Raw genomic sequence first — 15,789 nt, 5'->3', positions numbered from 1 at the left:
CACGGGGACTACCTTCGGGTCGCCGGAGGGAGAAGGATTGCTCGCCCCACGTTGTCGCAAGGATCAACCATGTCCACCGAAACCACCCGCCGCCAGCACATCCTCGATCCCGGCTTCGAACTCACCTTGCGCCCGATGCGCTATCCCGAGTTCTACGAGATGTACCGCAACGCCATCAAGAACACCTGGACGGTGGAGGAAGTGGATTTCTCGCTGGACGTCACCGACCTGAAGTCCAAGATGAGCGATGCCGACCGCCATCTGATCCATCGCCTGGTGGCGTTCTTCGCCACCGGCGACACCATCGTGGCGAACAACCTGGTGCTGAACCTGTACCAGCACATCAACGCGCCGGAAGCGCGCATGTATCTGTCGCGCCAGCTGTATGAGGAAGCGCTGCACGTGCAGTTCTACCTCACCCTGCTGGACACCTATATTCCCGATCCGGCCGAGCGCCACAAGGCATTCGACGCGATCCAGAACATCCCCTCGATCCGCCAGAAGGGCGAGTTCTGCTTCAAGTGGATCGACTCGGTGCAGAACCTGCAGCGCCTGGAAACGCGCGAACAGCGCCGCCAGTTCCTGCTCAACCTGATCTGCTTCGCCGCCTGCATCGAAGGCCTGTTCTTCTTCGCCGCCTTCGCCTACGTGTACTTCCTGCGCTCGCGCGGCCTGCTGCATGGCCTGGCCGCCGGCACCAACTGGGTGTTCCGCGACGAATCCGGCCATATGGGCTTTGCCTTCGACGTGGTGCGCACGGTGCGCGCCGAAGAGCCGGACCTGTTCGACGAGGCCATGCGCATGCAAGTGGAAGAGATGCTGGAAGACGCCATCGCCTGCGAAACGCAGTTCGCCGAGGACGTGCTCTCCGGCGGCGTGGCCGGCCTGTCGGTGAAGGATATGCGCCAGTATCTGGAGTACTGCGCCGACCAGCGCCTGGCGCAGCTCGACCTGCCCAAGAAGTACGGCGCGAAGAACCCGTTCGACTTCATGGACCTGCAGGACGTGCAGGAAGTGACCAACTTCTTCGAGCGCCGCGTGTCGGCGTATCAGGTGGGTGTGCAGGGCGAAGTGGCGTTCGACATGGCGTTCTGACGCCAGCTCTCGGCACCTCCCTACGCTCGATGTTGGGGTTCGCCTTCGGCTCACCCCAACCTACGCCGATGGTGATCGGATGCGTGCATCCGTAGGTTGGGGTGAGCGCAGCGAACCCCAACGAGACCCATGCGTTATCGCAGAGCCCGCACACCGGGCGGCACATTCTTCTTCACGCTCAATCTCGCTGATCGCTCCAGCCACCTGCTGGTCGATCGCATCGACATGTTGCGCCACGCGGTAAGAGCCACTTTGCGCGGGCATCCCCTCACCGCCGTAGCTTGGGCCGTGATGCCGGACCATATGCATGCGATCTGGACGCTGCCCGAAGGAGACAGCGACTACTCGACTCGCTGGATGCTCATCAAGCAGCGCTTTTCCCGCGCGATGCAGCCCGATGAAGCGATAGGCTCATCGCGCCGAAAGAAAAGCGAGCGCTGCATCTGGCAGCGCCGCTACTGGGAGCACGAGATTCGCAGTCAACGCGACCTTACGCGGCACATCGATTACGTCCATATCAACCCGGTTAAACACGGCTACACCGCACGAGCCAGCGACTGGCCTTATTCGTCGATCCATCGCTATATCCGGCAAGGCGTTCTTACCGAGGATTGGGCGTGCGATCCCACCCATTTCCCAGGCGGCGAACGCTCCTCGTAGCACGCGCAGGTTGGGGTGAGCATAGCGAACCCCAACGGGGCTGCCTGGACGCCACGAGTGTTGGGGTTCGCCTAGGGCTCACCCCAACCTACGCCGGATGTTGTTGCTGCGATGGAAGGCCGCTTACACCCAGCTGTTGTCGTTATCGTCGTCGAAGCCGACGTCGCCGACATCGCTCAGATCACCGTTGAAATCGTTGTTGTCCTGCGCGAACGCATGATCGTTCTGCAGTGCGTTGCCGTTGCTGTCATCGTAGAAATTGTTCTGCGTGACGTTCTCCACCACGGTCTCCTGTCCACCGCCGCCGAAGAGCCCGCCGCCGTGGTGGCCGCCTCCCATCAGGCTTTCGATCCCGTTGAACAGGAACATGCCGCCGGCCACGCCGGCCGCGGTGGTCGCCGCGCTGGCGAGGAAGCTTGGTGCCGCAGCCTGCGGTTGCGGCGCGGGAGCAGCGCCGCCGCCGAACAGCCGCTCACGCCAACCCGGCGTGGCTGCCTGCTGCGGCATCGGCGGAGGTGTCGATGGTTGCTGCGGCTGGCTCCAGCCGCCGGACGACTGGCCGCCGAGGAAGCTGCTGCCACCCTGCTGCTGCGCCTGCAACTGCGCGATCTGCGCCTTGGCATTATCCAGTGCGTGCTGCTGCAACAGGCTGCGCTGCACCAGCAGATAGAGCGCGTCGGGATGTCCGTTCAGGCGCTGCTGGATCAGCGCATCGGCCTGGGCGTCCTTGGCCACGCCGCTCACGGCGGCCAGGCGCTGCAGGAAATCCTCGAGAAGTTGCTGTTCCTGGGGAGTCATGGGGTGCTACCTCGTGGTGTGTGGGCGACGGCCGGATCCGCGCGCGTGGAATTCGAAGTATGCGTGCGGCGGATGACATCAAGGCCACCCTGCCATCGGTTGGGCTGCGCGCGTTCAGCTCGACAAGAACTTGCGCCCTGGATAAAACGGCGGAGCCCGTGGGCTCCGCCGCCTGCTTCACTTCGACGCCTCATGCGCCTGCAGGTTCACGAACGGCAACATGCCGCCGCCGTTGTAGGTGGGCAGGTGGCCATCCCATTTCTCGACGGCCGACATCTGCACCACGTTCGGGTTCTGCCGCAGCGCGTCGCCCTTCAGCGCGATCGCCTTGGCTTCGGCTTCGGCGATGGTCAGCGCGGCCTTGGCCTTGCCTTCGGCTTCCGCCTCCACCTTCTGCGCCTCGGCCTGCGCCTGCGCCACTTCGTTCTGGCGTTGCTCGGCCATCTGCGTGGCCTGGATCTTGGCGTTGATCGACTGCACCACGTTGTCCGGCAGGCGCAGCTCGCCGACCCAGTAGATCTTCTCGATCACGATGCCCACCGAGCTGACCTCGGCGGCCACGTCGTTCTGCACCGCCTCGATCAGATGCGCCTTGCCCTTGCCGTACACCGATTCGATATCCAGGTTGGCGGCTTCCTTCACCAGTGCGTCGCGCACCATATTGCGCAGGTAGACGTCGGTGATTTCGTCGATGCCCTTGCGGTACTTCTGGAAGATCAAGGTCACCTTGCTCGGGTCGATGTGATACGTCATGCCCACGTCGGCGTTGACGATCAGGCCCTGCGCGGTCTGGAAGCTCAGCGATTCGTCGACCGGGCGTCCTTCATTGGACGAACGGGTGAACGCATAGGTCTGGGTGAACGTCGGAAAGGTGTACATCTCGTAGCCCCAACCCACCCAGTAACGCCCGGGCGGCATTTCCTGCAGCGAACCCTTGCCGTCGCCGTAGAGCTGGAACTTCACGCCCACGTGGCCGGCCGGCACCTTGTCGCAGGCCGCCAGCAGCAGCAGTGCGCACAGCGCGAGCAGGATCATCGAAAGACGTTTAGCGAAGCGATTCATAGACAGTCATTCCTTGTGACGAAGAAAACGGCTGAGCAAGCGATAGCTCCAGGCCGCGAGCAGGCCCAGCACGACCAGGCCGACGATCACGGCGAACGTGTTCGTGGCGGAGATCAGTTGCGGACCGACGAAACCGACGTACAGCAGCAGGCACAGCGCGAGCAGCCAGGGACTGGCCAGCGCTCGCGCGAACAGCGCTTTCATGGCGGGGACTCCTTGCGATTCATGGCGGATGCGAAGCGATCCGCGCATCGCCGCTCGGCGCACACGCGCACGCGAGCAACCGGCGATGCGCCGATGGTTTCGGCGGCGGCCTAGGCAGTAGTTGGCAGTCTCAGGTCCGGGGGACGGAGATGGCGGTCCGCGCGGCAGCGCGTTGGGGAGAGGAAGCCAAGCGACGAGCGTCGAGAGTCTTCATATGCGCACTCCAGTGCGCGGGGTCAGGTGGTGGTGGCGGCGCATTCTACTCCCGCTTTTTCGCGCCGGAGCGAAAACGCTACATCGTTACAGCACAGGCGATCCGTCCGTTCCGGCCTATTGACTACAGCTGTAGTCAGGGGGTAGCGTGCCTACACTTGTAGTCAAGCGGATCACCCGTCATGCCCAAGCCTTCGATCGGCGACCAGGAACTGGCCTTGCTGCATTACCTGGCCGAACACGAGCCTGCCTCGGTCGGCGAGGTGGCCACCAGCTTTGGCGAAGCGCGCGGCCTGGCGCGTTCCACCGTGCTGACCATGATGGAACGCCTGCGCGGCAAGGGTTATGTGCGCCGCCGCCAGGCGGGCGGCATGTATCGCTACAGCACCGCCACCGGTCCCGGCGAGGCGATGCGGCAGGCGGTGGATCAGTTCGTGGAAAAGACCCTGGCCGGTTCGGTGTCGCCATTCGTGGCCTGGATGTCCGAGAAAGCCCAGGTCAGCGACAACGAGCTGGCCGAGCTGGAAGCCCTGGTCAATCAACTGCAGTCGCGGCGCAAGGAGAAGTGATATGGACGGCTATTTCCGTTTCGCCGACCTGCTGCTCGATCGCCTGATCTGGACCTCCATCCAGGCCGCCGTCCTGATCGGCGCGGTATGGCTGCTGTGCCGCTGGCTGCCGCGCTGGTCGCCAGCGATGCGTTGCCTGCTGTGGTGGCTGGTCGGCCTGCAGCTGATGCTCGGCCTCGCGCTGGGCCGTCCGCTGGAGCTGCCGCTGCTGGCACCGTCGGCCGATTCCACCGCGCTGTCGGGCGAACTGCCGCAGGAACATGGCATCGCGATCCATACCGCGGTGACCGGCAGCCCGATGGTGCCGGTGCCGGTGCCGCTGGCTGCGTCGGCGCGGGCGTATGACCCGCCGGCCCGGCCCCTGCCCTGGCGCGAGACCCTGGTCAGCCTGTGGCTGCTGGCGATGGCGCTGCAACTGCTCGGCGCGCTGCGCGAATGGCGCGAGACGCGCGCGGTGATGCGCAACGCCGAACCGGTGCGCGATGCGAAGCTGCTTGCGCAATGCGCCGAACAGGCGCGTGCGCTCGGCCTGCGCCGCTGCCCGGACCTGCGCCGCTCCGAAGTGATCGTGTCGCCGCAGGTCGCCGGCCTGTGGCGTCCGGTGGTGCTGCTGCCGACGGAGCACACGCTGGATGCGGACGAATGCGCGATGGCGCTGGCGCACGAACTGGCGCATCTGCGCCGCGGCGACCTGTGGCTGGGCTGGATTCCGGCGCTGGCGCAGCGTGCGTTCTTCTTCCATCCGCTGGCACGCTGGGCGATGCGCGAATACGCGTTTCATCGCGAAGCAGCGTGCGATGCGCAGGTACTGGACCGCTCCCGTGCCGAACCGCAGGACTACGGCCGCCTGCTGCTGCGCCTGGGCGTGGCCTTCCCGGTCTCCTCCGGCCTGGCCGGCGCCTCGCCCACCTTCCAGAACCTCAAGCGCCGCCTCACCCTGCTGCAGCAGACCGACCGCGTGCCGCCGCGCCTGGGCGCATGGCTGCTGGTGGTGCTGGTGGCGCTGGCCGGTGCGCTGCCTTATCGGGTCACCGCGCGCGGCATGGACATGACCGTGCATGCCGGCGGCGGCGCCACGCTGGACGAGCAGCAGGCGACGGGAACGCCAGCGGCGGAAGCAGACGCCGCGCCGTCGCCAAGTATTCCGGCGACACGCCCCGTGGCAGCGGCGCGTCCGATGCCCACCGTCGCCGCCACGCCGGCACCGGTCGCGGCGACGCCCGCGCCAGTCGCTGCCGCGAAGCCCGCCACGCGCATGCTGCTCGCCCTTTCGCCGACGCCGACGCCGGCGGCAGCGCCCGCGGCAGCGCCCGCGGCCAGGGCCTCACTTGCGACCATACCCACGCCTCCGCTCGCGCCGGAGCCGCCACCGCCGCCCCCGGCAGCGCCTTCTCCGCCCCCACCGCCGCCCCCCCCGCCGCCGCAGCCTTCCGCGCCGCCGTCACCGGTACGCATCGGCCACGCCTCGCATGTGGACGTCGATCTCCAGGACGGCGCGCCGCGCGGCTTCGCCATCATCGAGCCGGACTACATCACCCTGCGCGGCACCGAAGGCGACCTGGCCAATGCGCGCGCACTGCAGCGCGGCGACGAGCCGCTGCTGTGGATCCGCCGCGGCGACCAGACCTACGTGGCGCGTGACCGCGCGCTGCTGCAGCGGGCCAAGGACACCTACGCGCCGATGCGCGACATGGCTCGCCAGCAAGGTGAGATGGCCGGACGGCAGGGCGAACTGGCCGGGCAGCAGGGCGGCCTGGCGGCACGCATGTCGGCCATGGCCTCGCGCCGCTTCGAACTGGACAGCGAACGCATGGCGATCAGCAACGAACGCCTGAAGCTGCGCCGGGACGACAGCGCGCAGGCAGCCGATGTCGCCGCTTCGTTCGATGGCCGCCTCAAAGGCATCGACGAACAGATGGCGGATATCGATCGCCAACGCGCCGACGTCGACCGCGAACAGGCCGAGCTCAATCGCCGCCAGGCCGATCTATCCCGCCAGCAGGCGGACATCTCCAGGCACGAACGCGACGTCTCGCGCCAGGTCGACAGCCAGCTCGACCGGCTGATCGACGAGGCCGTCGCCGATGGCCAGGCCCAACCCAGCAAGAACCGTTGATCGCCCCCCCTGACGAGACCTTGTCGATGAAGCTGCCCCCGCTCGCTTTCGAACGTCCGCGCCATGCCGCATGGCGTGCGGCGCTGTTCTCGGTGCTGCTGCTTGCCGCGCCGCTGACGCTGCTGGCCGCGCAGACCACCACGCCGCCACCGCCGCCGGTCGCACCACCGCCGCCGCCTCCTCCTCCCCCGCCGCCCCCGCCGTCCCCGCCACCGGTACCGCCCGTGCCGCCGCCTCCGCCGCCTGCCGATTTCGCCCGCTTCGGTGCGCGCCACATCTCCATCCAGACCCATGGAGACAGCGCGGAAGGGCTCGCGCTGATCGACGGCGACTCGGTGATGTTCGACGGCTCCGACCGCGATGTCGAAACGGTGCGCCGGCTACAGGACGGCAAAGGTTCGCTGCTGTGGTTCCGCCGCGACGGCGAGGCCTGGGTGATCCGCGACCAGGCCTATCTCGATCGCGCCAAGGCCGCGTATGCCGAGGTCGAAGCGCTGGGCAAGGAGCAAGGCAAGCTCGGCGGCGAGCAAGGCAAGCTCGGTGCGCAGCAGGGCAGTCTCGGCCAGCGCCAGGGCATGCTCGGTTCGCGCCAGGGCAGCGTGGCCAGCAAGGAAGCGGAGCTGTCCAGCCGCGAGGCGCAGCTTGCAGGGATGGAGGCACAGGGCAAGCCGGCAGCCGATCTCGCTGCTGGGCGGCAGAAGATCGCCGCGGCGCGCGCCGACCTGGAAGCGCAGCAGAAAGCGCTGGAACGCGAGCAGGAAGCCATGGCGCACGACCAGGATGCGCTCGGCAGGCAGCAGGAAGCGCTGGGCGAGAAGCAGGGGGCGCTGGGCAAGCGGCAGGAACTCGCCAACCAGAAGGCGCATGCGCAGCTCGACGCCTTGATCAAGGAAGCGCTGGCGAAGGGTGTGGCCAAGCCGGTAGAGGCGCGCTGAGCAACGGCGTAGGTTGGGGTGAGCGCAGCGAACCCCAACGTGGCGATGCGATGCGAGGCTTGTTGGGGTTCGCCTTCGGCTCACCCCAACCTACAAAAAAACGGGCCCTTGCGGGCCCGTTTTTTTAATCCTTCGGCATCTTCAACTCATATTCCTTCGGCGGCGTCGCACCCATCAGGTAGCGCACGAAGTAATCCCAGCGCTTGCGCGTCATGTACAGGCTCGCCGCGCCATAACCATGGTGCGCATTGGGAATCAGCAGCAGATCGAAGTCCTTGTTGGCCTTGATCAGCGCATCCACCACCAGCAGCGTCTGGTACGGCGGCACGTTGTCGTCCATCGTGCCGTGCGCCAGCAGCAGATGGCCCTTCAGCTTGTCGGCATAAACCTGGTTGGCCTGCTTGTCGTAGTTGCTCTTGCCGTCCTTGTCCTTCACCAGCAGGCCCTGCCACTTCTCCGCCCAGTCGTCTTCGTAATTGCGGTTGTCGTGGTTGCCGCTCTCGGCGATGCCGACCTTGAAGAACTCCGGATACATGAACATCGCGCCCACCGTGGCATTGCCGCCGCCGGAGTGGCCCCACATGCCCACGCGGTCCAGGTCGATCCAGGCGTAGCGCTTGCCCAGTTCCTTCAGGCCCGCCACCTGGTCCGGCAAGGTGTTGTCGATGATGTTGCCGAAGTACGCGTCGTGGAACGCCTTGGAGCGCCACGGCGTGCCCATGCCGTCGATCGCCACCACGATGAAGCCCAGCTCCGCCAGCGATTGGTTATCGCGTCCGACGCTGAAGCTGCGCGTGCCCACCGAGCCGGTCTGCGGGCCGGGATACACGTAGTCGACGATCGGGTACTTCTGGTTCGGATCGAAGTTCGTCGGCTTGTACATCAGGCCATAGAGATCGGTCTTGCCGTCGCGGCCCTTCACCGTGAACGGCTCCGGCGCCTTCCAGCCCGTGGCGAGCAGGCGGCTGATATCGGCCTTGGCGACCTGGGCCACGGTGTGGCCGTCATCGCTGGAACGCAGCACCGTCACCGGCGGCGTGGCGCTGGTGGAATAAGCATCGACGAACAGCTTGCCGTCGGGCGACGGCCAGATACTGTGGTCGGCGGCTTCCGGGGTCAGCAGGCCCGGCTTGCCGCCGTCGATGCTCACCTTCCAGTACTGCTGGTAATAGGGATTCACGCCAGCGGTGCGACCCACGCCGCGGAACCACAGCGTGCGCGACTTCGCGTCCACGTGCAGCACCTGGGTGACATTGCCCTCGCCGGTGGTGATGGCGCGCTTGAGCTTGCCGGTGTTGAGGTCGTACAGGTACAGGTTGCCCCAGTTATTGCGCTCGCTGAACCAGATCGCCTCGTGCGTCTCCGGCAGGTAGCTCCAGTTGACCTTGTCGTTGCCGCTCTCGTAGTACGTGGCCACCTTCTCGTCGAACACGGTGCGCACGTCGCCGCTCTTGGCATCGGCGATGCGGAACCACGACTGCTTGTGGTCGCGCGAGGTGGACACGAAGGCCAGCGTCTTGCCGTCCGGCGCCCACTGCACGTCGTCCCAGCCGCCGTCGCGGCCGCAGCTGACGTCATCGCACAGGGTGGAGCGGTGCTGGTCCGGCTGCATCTTCAGGCGCAGCACCTGCTTGCCCGGCACGTCGATGATGACGCGCTCGATCATGGTGATGTGCTCGTCGCCGACCAGCGGGTACTTCCACTTCTCCAGCTTCGGATGGCCCACGTTGGTGCTGACCAGGTACATGTCGCCGGTCTTGCGCTGGTCCTGCTGGAAGGTGGCGATCTGCTTGGAATCCGGCGACCACACCAGGATCGCGCTGTCGGTGTGCTTCCAGCCGGCGTTGTCGGTGGCGTAGCCGTAGTCTTCCACGCCGTCGGTGGTGAGCTGGGTTTCCTTGGCCGTGGCGACGTCGCGCAGCCACAGGTTCCAGTGGCGGATGAAGGCCTCGGTCTTCTTGTCCGGCGACAGCACGCCCGGCTCGTCGCCGTGCTTGGGCTGCGCGCAGACGCCGTCGCCCTTCAGATCGCACAGGTAATGCTTGCCGCGCAGGCCGACGTCGAGCTGGCCGTCGGCAGCCACGTCGAATTCGGTGATGCCGAGCTTGCCGGCGTCCACCGTCTTGCCGCTGGCCTTGCTCAGCGCCGCGGCGAGCTTGGCCTGGTCGAAAGCGGGTTCCGCCTTGCCGGCGGCGTCCATGCGCAGATAGTGGTCGCCCTGGGCATCGTGGTCGCGATACCAGAAGTGGCCGTCGTCGAGCCAGTCGACGCTGTTCACCGCATGGTCGATCAGCGGTGCGGCGCGGTAATTCATGAAGCTCTCGGCCTTGGCGTAATCGTCCGCCGTCAGCGTCCTTGGCGGTACGGCCTGCGCGGCCACGCCGGCCGACAGCGCGCTCAATACCAGCGCGCCGAGCAGGCGCGAACCATCCATCTTCAAACTCATCTGTCGACTCCCCTAAGGATTGGCGTGATGCGCAGCCCGCCATGGCTTGCCGGAAGCTTAAGCCGGCCGTCCAAAGTGTTCGATCGTAGTCCGGAGGTCATGGCCACACCCCTGCCAGAAGTCCCCCCGCAGCCATAAAGCCAGGGCGGCGCGCGGGTAGTGCGACAATCGGATGTTGCCGCGACTGGATTCCGGCCTGCGCCGGAATGACGAGTCAGGCGAACTTCAACAGGATCACGCCGCCCATGATCAGGGCCAGGCCCAGCCAGCCCTTCGGCCGCAGGCGTTCGCCGAACATGGCGATGCCCAGCACCGCGGTGGCGATCAGGCCCACGCCGCCCCACACGCCGTAAGCCACGGACAGCTGGATGCCTTCCACCGCGTAGCTCAACGCGGTGAACGCGGCCAGCGCGCAGGCGATCGCCGCCACCGCCGGCGGCTTGCGCGCGAAACCGTGCGATTGCTTCATCAGCACATTGGCCGCGATCTCCAGCACGATCGCGATCGCCAGATACAGCAGGTGGATCGGCGCGAACTCAGGCAGCATGGCCCGCCTCCTGCGCTGCCAGCGCCTCTTCCGTGCCCTGCTCCAGCAGCACGATGCCAGCGATGATCACGCCGATCGCGACCAGCTTGGCCACGCTCAGCGCTTCGGCGAACAGCCACGCGCTGCACAGTGTGATCAACACCAGCCCCAGGCTTTCCCACGCGCCGTAGGCCACCGCCAGCGGAATCCGCCGCACCGCCATCGCCAGCGCGGTGTAGGACAGCACCAGCATCACGTACATCACGCCCAGGCCGAACGTGCGCGTGTCGTGGTGCGCGCCGTACTTCATCGCCAAGGTGCCGGCGACTTCCGTCAGAATAGCTGCCGCCATGAAGAGCCAGTAACGCATCCGTTCCTCCTTCGGGCCTCCCATCCCCATCCTAGTCCCTGCACCCGATCACGCCATGACCAAGCACGCTACCGCCCTGCCCGAAGCCACCTTGCTGGAGATGGTCTTTCCCGATCACACCAACCACCTCGGCACCCTGTTCGGCGGCCAGGCGCTGGCGTGGATGGACAAGGCGGCGTTTATCGTCGCCTCGCGCCATGCGCGCCGCATCGTGGTCACCGCACGCTCGGAGGAAGTGAGCTTCCGCGTGCCGGTGCGCAAGGGCCAGCTGGTGGAACTGCTGGCGCGCATCGTGGAAGTGGGCCGCAGCTCGATGCATGTCGAAGTGGAAATGACCGCCGAGGACCCGCTCAGCGGCGACCGCCGCGTCTGCACCACCGGCCGCTTCGTAATGGTGGCGCTGGATTCCAACGGCTCGCCGACGGATGTGCCGCCGCTCGCTTGAGGCCTCCCGGCCTGACCACCCGGCGTAATCCGGCGTAGGTTGGGGTGAGCGCCAGCGAACCCCAACACACCCCGGCCTTGTCGCCACGTTGGGGTTAGCATTCGCTCACCCCAACCTACGCCAGCGTCGTTACCAGCCCCGCCACCCAATCGATGAACACACGCAGCCGCAAGGGCAACTGGCGCTGGCGCAGATACGCCACGTGCAGCGGCATCGGCGGCGGCGGCGTGTCGCTCAGCATGGGCACCAGCCGGCCGCTGGCCAGCGCTTCTTCGAAGCGATAGCGCGGGAACTGCGCGATGCCCAGGCCCGCCTCGCAGCAGGCGGCGTAGGCGTCCGAACCGTTGACGGTGACCAGTGAGGGCAGGCTCACCTCGCGCAAGCTGCGCCCCACCATGAATTCCAGCGGGGTCGCACGGCGCGTGTTCGGCGAGGCCCAGTTCACCGCCAGGTGGCCCTGGTGCAGGTCGGCCAGGCTGGTCGGCAGGCCATGGCGCCGCACGTAGTCGGCGCTGGCCATGGTCACCTGCTGCATGGTGGCGATGCGCCGCGCCACCAGCTCCGAATCGGGCAGCTCGCCCGAGCGCACCACGCAGTCCACGCCCTCGCGCACCAGGTCGACGTAGCGGTCGCTGGTACCCATCTCCAGTTCCACCTGTGGGTAGCGCCTGAAGAAATCCGGCAGCGCCGGCGCGATCAGGTGCCGCGCCAGGGTGGCCGGCATGTCCACGCGCAGGCGCCCCTTGGGCTGGGTGGCCGCGTCGCGGAAGCCCGCCTCGACCTCGTCCACGTCGGCCAGCAGCCGCACGCAGTGGCCGTAGTAGGCCTCGCCGTCGCGGGTCGGGCTGACGCTGCGCGTGGTCCGCTGCAGCAGGTGCGCGCCCAGGCGCGCCTCCAGCCGCTTGATGGTGTGGGTGAGCGTGGCGCGCGGCAGGCTCAGGTCGTCCGCGGCACGGGTGAAGCTGCCCAGCTCGACGATGCGGGCGAAGACGCGCATGGCTTGCAGCTGATCCATGGCCGGGACCCCATTGTTGATGGATATGAAACAGAGATGGCGATTATTGAGCATTTATCCATCAACCGCGCAAGCGCAGCATGTGCTCACTTTCCCCTCAGTAGAGAGCCCCGCGATGCAAACACGACTGCTTGGCCGCAACGGTCCCAAGGTTTCCGCCCTCGGCCTGGGCTGCATGGGTATGAGCGAGTTCTACGGCGGGCGCGACGACGCCGAGTCGATCGCCACCATCCACCACGCGCTCGACCGCGGCCTCACCCTGCTCGACACCGCCGACGTCTACGGCCCCCATCTCAACGAAACGCTGGTCGGCCAGGCCATCCGCGGCCGCCGCGAGCAGGTCTTCCTGGCCACCAAGTTCGGCATCGTGCGCGACCCGGCCGACGCGCAGTTCCGCGCCATCAACGGCCGCCCGGAGTACGTGCGCGAGTCCGTCGAGGGCAGCCTCAAGCGCCTCGGCATCGAACAGATCGACCTGTACTACCAGCACCGCCTCGACCCGCACGTGCCGATCGAAGAAACCGTCGGCGCCATGGCCGAGCTGGTGCAGGCCGGCAAGGTGCGTTACCTCGGCCTGAGCGAGGTTTCCGCCGAAACGCTCGAGCGCGCGCACGCGGTGCATCCGATCGTCGCGGTGCAAAGTGAGTTCTCGCTGTGGACGCGCGACCCGCAGGAAAATGGCGTGCTGGCCATGTGCCGCAAGCTCGGCGTCGCGCTGGTGGCCTACTCGCCGCTGGGCCGCGGCTTCCTCACCGGCGCGTTCAAGAGCCCGGACGACTTCGAGGCGGACGACTATCGCCGCAGCAGCCCGCGCTTCCAGGGCGAGAACTTCGCGCGCAACCTCGAGCTGGTCGACAAGGTGAAGGACCTGGCCAAGGACAGGGGCTGCACGCCCGCACAGCTGGCCCTGGCCTGGGTGCTGGCGCAGGGCGACGAGGTGATCGGCATCCCCGGCACCAAGCGCCGCGACCGCCTGGACGAGAACCTGGGCGCGCTCGAGGTGAAGCTGAGCGCCGCCGAGCTGGAAACGATCGACGCGATCTTCCCGCCCGATGCGATCGCCGGCCCGCGCTACGCCGAGGCCATGCTGAAGTTCCTCAACGCCTGAGGTAATCCTTGCGTAGGTTGGGGTGAGCGCAAGCACACCCCAACCTTGCGTCGGCCCCCGTTGGGGTTCGCTGGTGCTCACCCCAACCTACGGCGGGTAAAATGCCCGCCATGAGCACTCCCGAACACTCCCCCCTCGGCAAGACCACGGTCTACGCCGACCGCTACGACCCCTCCCTGCTGTTCCCCATCCCCCGCCAGGCCAAGCGCGACGAGATCGGCGTCAGCGCGCCGCTGCCGTTCCACGGCGTGGATATCTGGAACGCCTACGAGCTGTCGTGGCTGGATGCACGCGGCAAGCCGCGCGTGGCGCTGGCCGAATTCCGCGTGCCGGCAACCTCGCCGAACATCATCGAATCGAAGTCGTTCAAGCTGTACCTCAACGGCTTCGCACAGGAGCGCATCGACGACGCGCAGAGGCTTGCCGCCACGCTGCACCGCGATCTTTCCGCCGCCGCGGGCGCCGAGATCGAGGTCCTGCTCAGCGAAGCGAGCGCGAAAGCACACGCGGTGATCGACCTGGAAGGCGAGTCGGTCGACGCGCTGGACATCGCCATCGACGACTACGGCCCGCCCAGGGCCGACTACCTGCGCGCCGACGCCAACGACATAGTGGACGAAGCCCTGGTCTCCGACCTGCTGCGCTCCAACTGCCCGGTCACCGGCCAGCCCGACTGGGGCAGCGTGCAGATCCGCTATCGCGGACCGCGCATCGATCGCGAGGGGCTGCTGCGCTACCTGGTCTCGTTCCGCAATCACAACGAGTTCCACGAGCAATGCGTGGAGCGCATCTTCGTGGATGTGATACGCCACTGCGCGCCGCAACAGCTGAGCGTCTACGCTCGCTATACGCGCCGCGGCGGCCTGGACATCAATCCGTTCCGCGCCAGCGCCGAGGCTGCTCCGGGCAATCCGCGCGGCGCGCGCCAATAACAAGGCGCGCCGAGGCGGCGCGAAGCGTTCGTAAAAAACCTGTCGCGCGGTGTCCGCCGCTAATGGCCGCTTCATCGCGACAGGCCTAGCTTGGTGCTTCGGGAACACCATGCGTTCGCGCCGTTCATCCATGGATCGACGATCGGAAGGGGGATTGCCATGCATCGCTTTCAACGCCACGCCGCCGGCGTCTGTTGCCTGACCGCCGCGCTCGCGCTGGGCGCCTGCGGCAAGCACGAGGCGCCGCCCGCCACCGCACCCGCAGCGGCCGCCAGCGCACCGGCCAAGCCACCCGCCACGGCGCCGGCTGCCGTTCCGGATATCCACCTGCCCAAGGCGTCTTCCGCGTCGCCGGCCAAGGCTGCCGTGGCGCCCGTGGATAAGACCTTCCGCGTCGCCAGCGTCACCGTCGGCGACGACGTGATGGCGGACCATCGCGTCACCGAGGCGAAGACGCGTTTTGCGCCCAGCGTGAAGACCATCTATGCCGCGGTCGAAACGCAGGGCGTGACCGACAGCGCCACCTTGAATGCGACGTGGACGTATCTCGAAGGGACGTCGCGACAGATCGTCAGCACCAGCCAGTCGATTGCCACCGAGGGGCCGGCGGTGACCACGTTCGAAGTACGCAATCCGAACCAGTGGCCGATCGGGAAGTACCAGGTGGTGATTACGGTGGATGGGAAGGCAGTGTCGACGCAGGATTTCGAGGTAGCAAAAAGCTAAAACCTCACACCCAACGTAGGTTGGGGTGAGCCGCAGGCGAACCCCAACAGTGCGCGGCGTTGATGGCTCCTGATGTTGGGGTTCGCCTGCGGCTCACCCCAACCTGCGCGGCGTGGTGGTCAGACCTTGTAGTACTCGCGATACCAGGCGACAAAGGAGGCGATACCCTCTTCCACCGACACCTTCGGCCGATAACCCACCGCCTCGACCAGGCTCGACACATCCGCCTCGGTCTCCGGCACGTCGCCGGCTTGCAGCGGCAGCATCTCCATCGTCGCCTTACGCCCGAGGCACTGTTCCAGCACCTCGATATAGCGCAGCAATTCCACCGGCTGTTCGTTGCCGATGTTGTAGAGCCGGTACGGCGCGACACCGCTGGTGGACGGATCCGGATGCGTGGCATCCCAGGTGGGGTCCTTGCCCGGCACCGTATCCAGCGCACGCACCACGCCTTCGACGATGTCATCGATGTAGGTGAAGCTGCGCTTGTGCCGTCCTTCGTTGAACACCCGGATCGGTTCGCCGGCCAGGATCGCCTTGGTGAACAGGAACAGCGCCATATCCGGCCG

Annotated in this window: 17 protein-coding genes; 9 read left to right on the top strand and 8 right to left on the bottom strand. The window is 66.8% G+C overall.

Annotation, left to right across the window (positions count from 1 at the left end):
• Window positions 1-69 precede the first annotated feature (69 nt).
• Together AB4083_RS10000 and AB4083_RS09995 are read left to right on the top strand one after the other, a co-directional pair.
• Window positions 70-1,095 (top strand): ribonucleotide-diphosphate reductase subunit beta, encoded by a 1,026-nt coding sequence (locus AB4083_RS10000; protein ID WP_441607645.1) that lies wholly within the window; start codon window positions 70-72, stop codon window positions 1,093-1,095.
• Window positions 1,096-1,224: 129 nt separating this feature from the next.
• Entirely contained in the window at window positions 1,225-1,755 is a 531-nt protein-coding gene (locus AB4083_RS09995) for an REP-associated tyrosine transposase (protein WP_441607644.1), read from the top strand.
• Window positions 1,756-1,878: 123 nt separating this feature from the next.
• Here AB4083_RS09995 and AB4083_RS09990 read toward each other — a convergent pair whose 3' ends face one another.
• The 3 genes from AB4083_RS09990 to AB4083_RS09980 all read right to left on the bottom strand — a co-directional run bounded on the left by AB4083_RS09990 (window position 1,879) and on the right by AB4083_RS09980 (window position 3,819).
• Window positions 1,879-2,553: a DUF2076 family protein gene (locus AB4083_RS09990; RefSeq protein ID WP_441607643.1), complete on the bottom strand. Its 675-nt coding sequence runs from the start codon at window positions 2,551-2,553 to the stop codon at window positions 1,879-1,881.
• 177 nt (window positions 2,554-2,730) lie between these two features.
• Window positions 2,731-3,615: an SPFH domain-containing protein gene (locus AB4083_RS09985; protein WP_441607642.1), complete on the bottom strand. Its 885-nt coding sequence runs from the start codon at window positions 3,613-3,615 to the stop codon at window positions 2,731-2,733.
• 6 nt (window positions 3,616-3,621) lie between these two features.
• Window positions 3,622-3,819: a hypothetical protein gene (locus AB4083_RS09980; protein WP_441607641.1), complete on the bottom strand. Its 198-nt coding sequence runs from the start codon at window positions 3,817-3,819 to the stop codon at window positions 3,622-3,624.
• Window positions 3,820-4,214: 395 nt separating this feature from the next.
• Here AB4083_RS09980 and AB4083_RS09975 point away from each other — a divergent pair, with 395 nt between their 5' ends.
• The 3 genes from AB4083_RS09975 to AB4083_RS09965 are packed head-to-tail and all read left to right on the top strand — an operon-like array spanning window position 4,215 to window position 7,652.
• Window positions 4,215-4,601, top strand: a complete 387-nt coding sequence (locus tag AB4083_RS09975) for a BlaI/MecI/CopY family transcriptional regulator (RefSeq protein WP_441607640.1) — start codon at window positions 4,215-4,217, stop codon at window positions 4,599-4,601.
• Between the two features lies 1 nt (window position 4,602).
• Window positions 4,603-6,717, top strand: a complete 2,115-nt coding sequence (locus tag AB4083_RS09970; protein WP_441607639.1) for a M56 family metallopeptidase — start codon at window positions 4,603-4,605, stop codon at window positions 6,715-6,717.
• A 26-nt stretch (window positions 6,718-6,743) separates the two neighbouring features.
• Window positions 6,744-7,652, top strand: coding sequence for a hypothetical protein (locus AB4083_RS09965; RefSeq protein ID WP_441607638.1), 909 nt, complete (start codon window positions 6,744-6,746; stop codon window positions 7,650-7,652).
• A 124-nt stretch (window positions 7,653-7,776) separates the two neighbouring features.
• Here the strand turns inward: AB4083_RS09965 and AB4083_RS09960 are convergent, their stop codons facing one another.
• The 3 genes from AB4083_RS09960 to AB4083_RS09950 all read right to left on the bottom strand — a co-directional run bounded on the left by AB4083_RS09960 (window position 7,777) and on the right by AB4083_RS09950 (window position 10,994).
• On the bottom strand, window positions 7,777-10,098 hold the full coding sequence (locus tag AB4083_RS09960; RefSeq protein ID WP_441607637.1) for a DPP IV N-terminal domain-containing protein: 2,322 nt from the start codon (window positions 10,096-10,098) through the stop codon (window positions 7,777-7,779).
• Between the two features lie 214 nt (window positions 10,099-10,312).
• Entirely contained in the window at window positions 10,313-10,645 is a 333-nt protein-coding gene (gene mdtI, locus AB4083_RS09955) for a multidrug/spermidine efflux SMR transporter subunit MdtI (RefSeq protein ID WP_441607636.1), read from the bottom strand.
• The gene (locus tag AB4083_RS09950) at window positions 10,635-10,994 is read right to left on the bottom strand and encodes an SMR family transporter (protein WP_441607635.1); all 360 of its coding nucleotides are present in this window, start codon (window positions 10,992-10,994) and stop codon (window positions 10,635-10,637) included. The genes mdtI and AB4083_RS09950 overlap by 11 nt, the downstream gene beginning before the upstream one ends.
• A 55-nt stretch (window positions 10,995-11,049) precedes the next feature.
• Here AB4083_RS09950 and AB4083_RS09945 point away from each other — a divergent pair, with 55 nt between their 5' ends.
• Complete coding sequence (locus AB4083_RS09945) at window positions 11,050-11,439, top strand: acyl-CoA thioesterase (RefSeq protein ID WP_441607634.1); 390 nt, start codon at window positions 11,050-11,052, stop codon at window positions 11,437-11,439.
• A gap of 115 nt (window positions 11,440-11,554) precedes the next feature.
• Here the strand turns inward: AB4083_RS09945 and AB4083_RS09940 are convergent, their stop codons facing one another.
• Window positions 11,555-12,454: a LysR substrate-binding domain-containing protein gene (locus tag AB4083_RS09940; RefSeq protein WP_441607633.1), complete on the bottom strand. Its 900-nt coding sequence runs from the start codon at window positions 12,452-12,454 to the stop codon at window positions 11,555-11,557.
• Between the two features lie 115 nt (window positions 12,455-12,569).
• Here AB4083_RS09940 and AB4083_RS09935 point away from each other — a divergent pair, with 115 nt between their 5' ends.
• The 3 genes from AB4083_RS09935 (at window position 12,570) to AB4083_RS09925 (ending at window position 15,220) form a co-directional block, all read left to right on the top strand.
• Window positions 12,570-13,562: an aldo/keto reductase gene (locus tag AB4083_RS09935; protein ID WP_441607632.1), complete on the top strand. Its 993-nt coding sequence runs from the start codon at window positions 12,570-12,572 to the stop codon at window positions 13,560-13,562.
• 110 nt (window positions 13,563-13,672) lie between these two features.
• Entirely contained in the window at window positions 13,673-14,494 is an 822-nt protein-coding gene (queF, locus tag AB4083_RS09930) for an NADPH-dependent 7-cyano-7-deazaguanine reductase QueF (RefSeq protein ID WP_441607631.1), read from the top strand.
• Between the two features lie 159 nt (window positions 14,495-14,653).
• Entirely contained in the window at window positions 14,654-15,220 is a 567-nt protein-coding gene (locus tag AB4083_RS09925; RefSeq protein WP_441607630.1) for a hypothetical protein, read from the top strand.
• Window positions 15,221-15,339: 119 nt separating this feature from the next.
• On the opposite strand, the gene AB4083_RS09920 is transcribed toward AB4083_RS09925, so the two are convergent.
• A partial coding sequence (locus AB4083_RS09920) for an NAD-dependent epimerase/dehydratase family protein (protein ID WP_441607629.1) occupies window positions 15,340-15,789 on the bottom strand: 450 nt, incomplete at its 5' end.

This window comes from Dyella sp. 2RAB6 (genome assembly GCF_052115385.1).
GTDB lineage: Bacteria > Pseudomonadota > Gammaproteobacteria > Xanthomonadales > Rhodanobacteraceae > Dyella_D.
The sequence above is the reverse complement of the archived record's forward strand: the minus strand, read 5'-3'. Positions and strand labels throughout refer to the sequence as shown.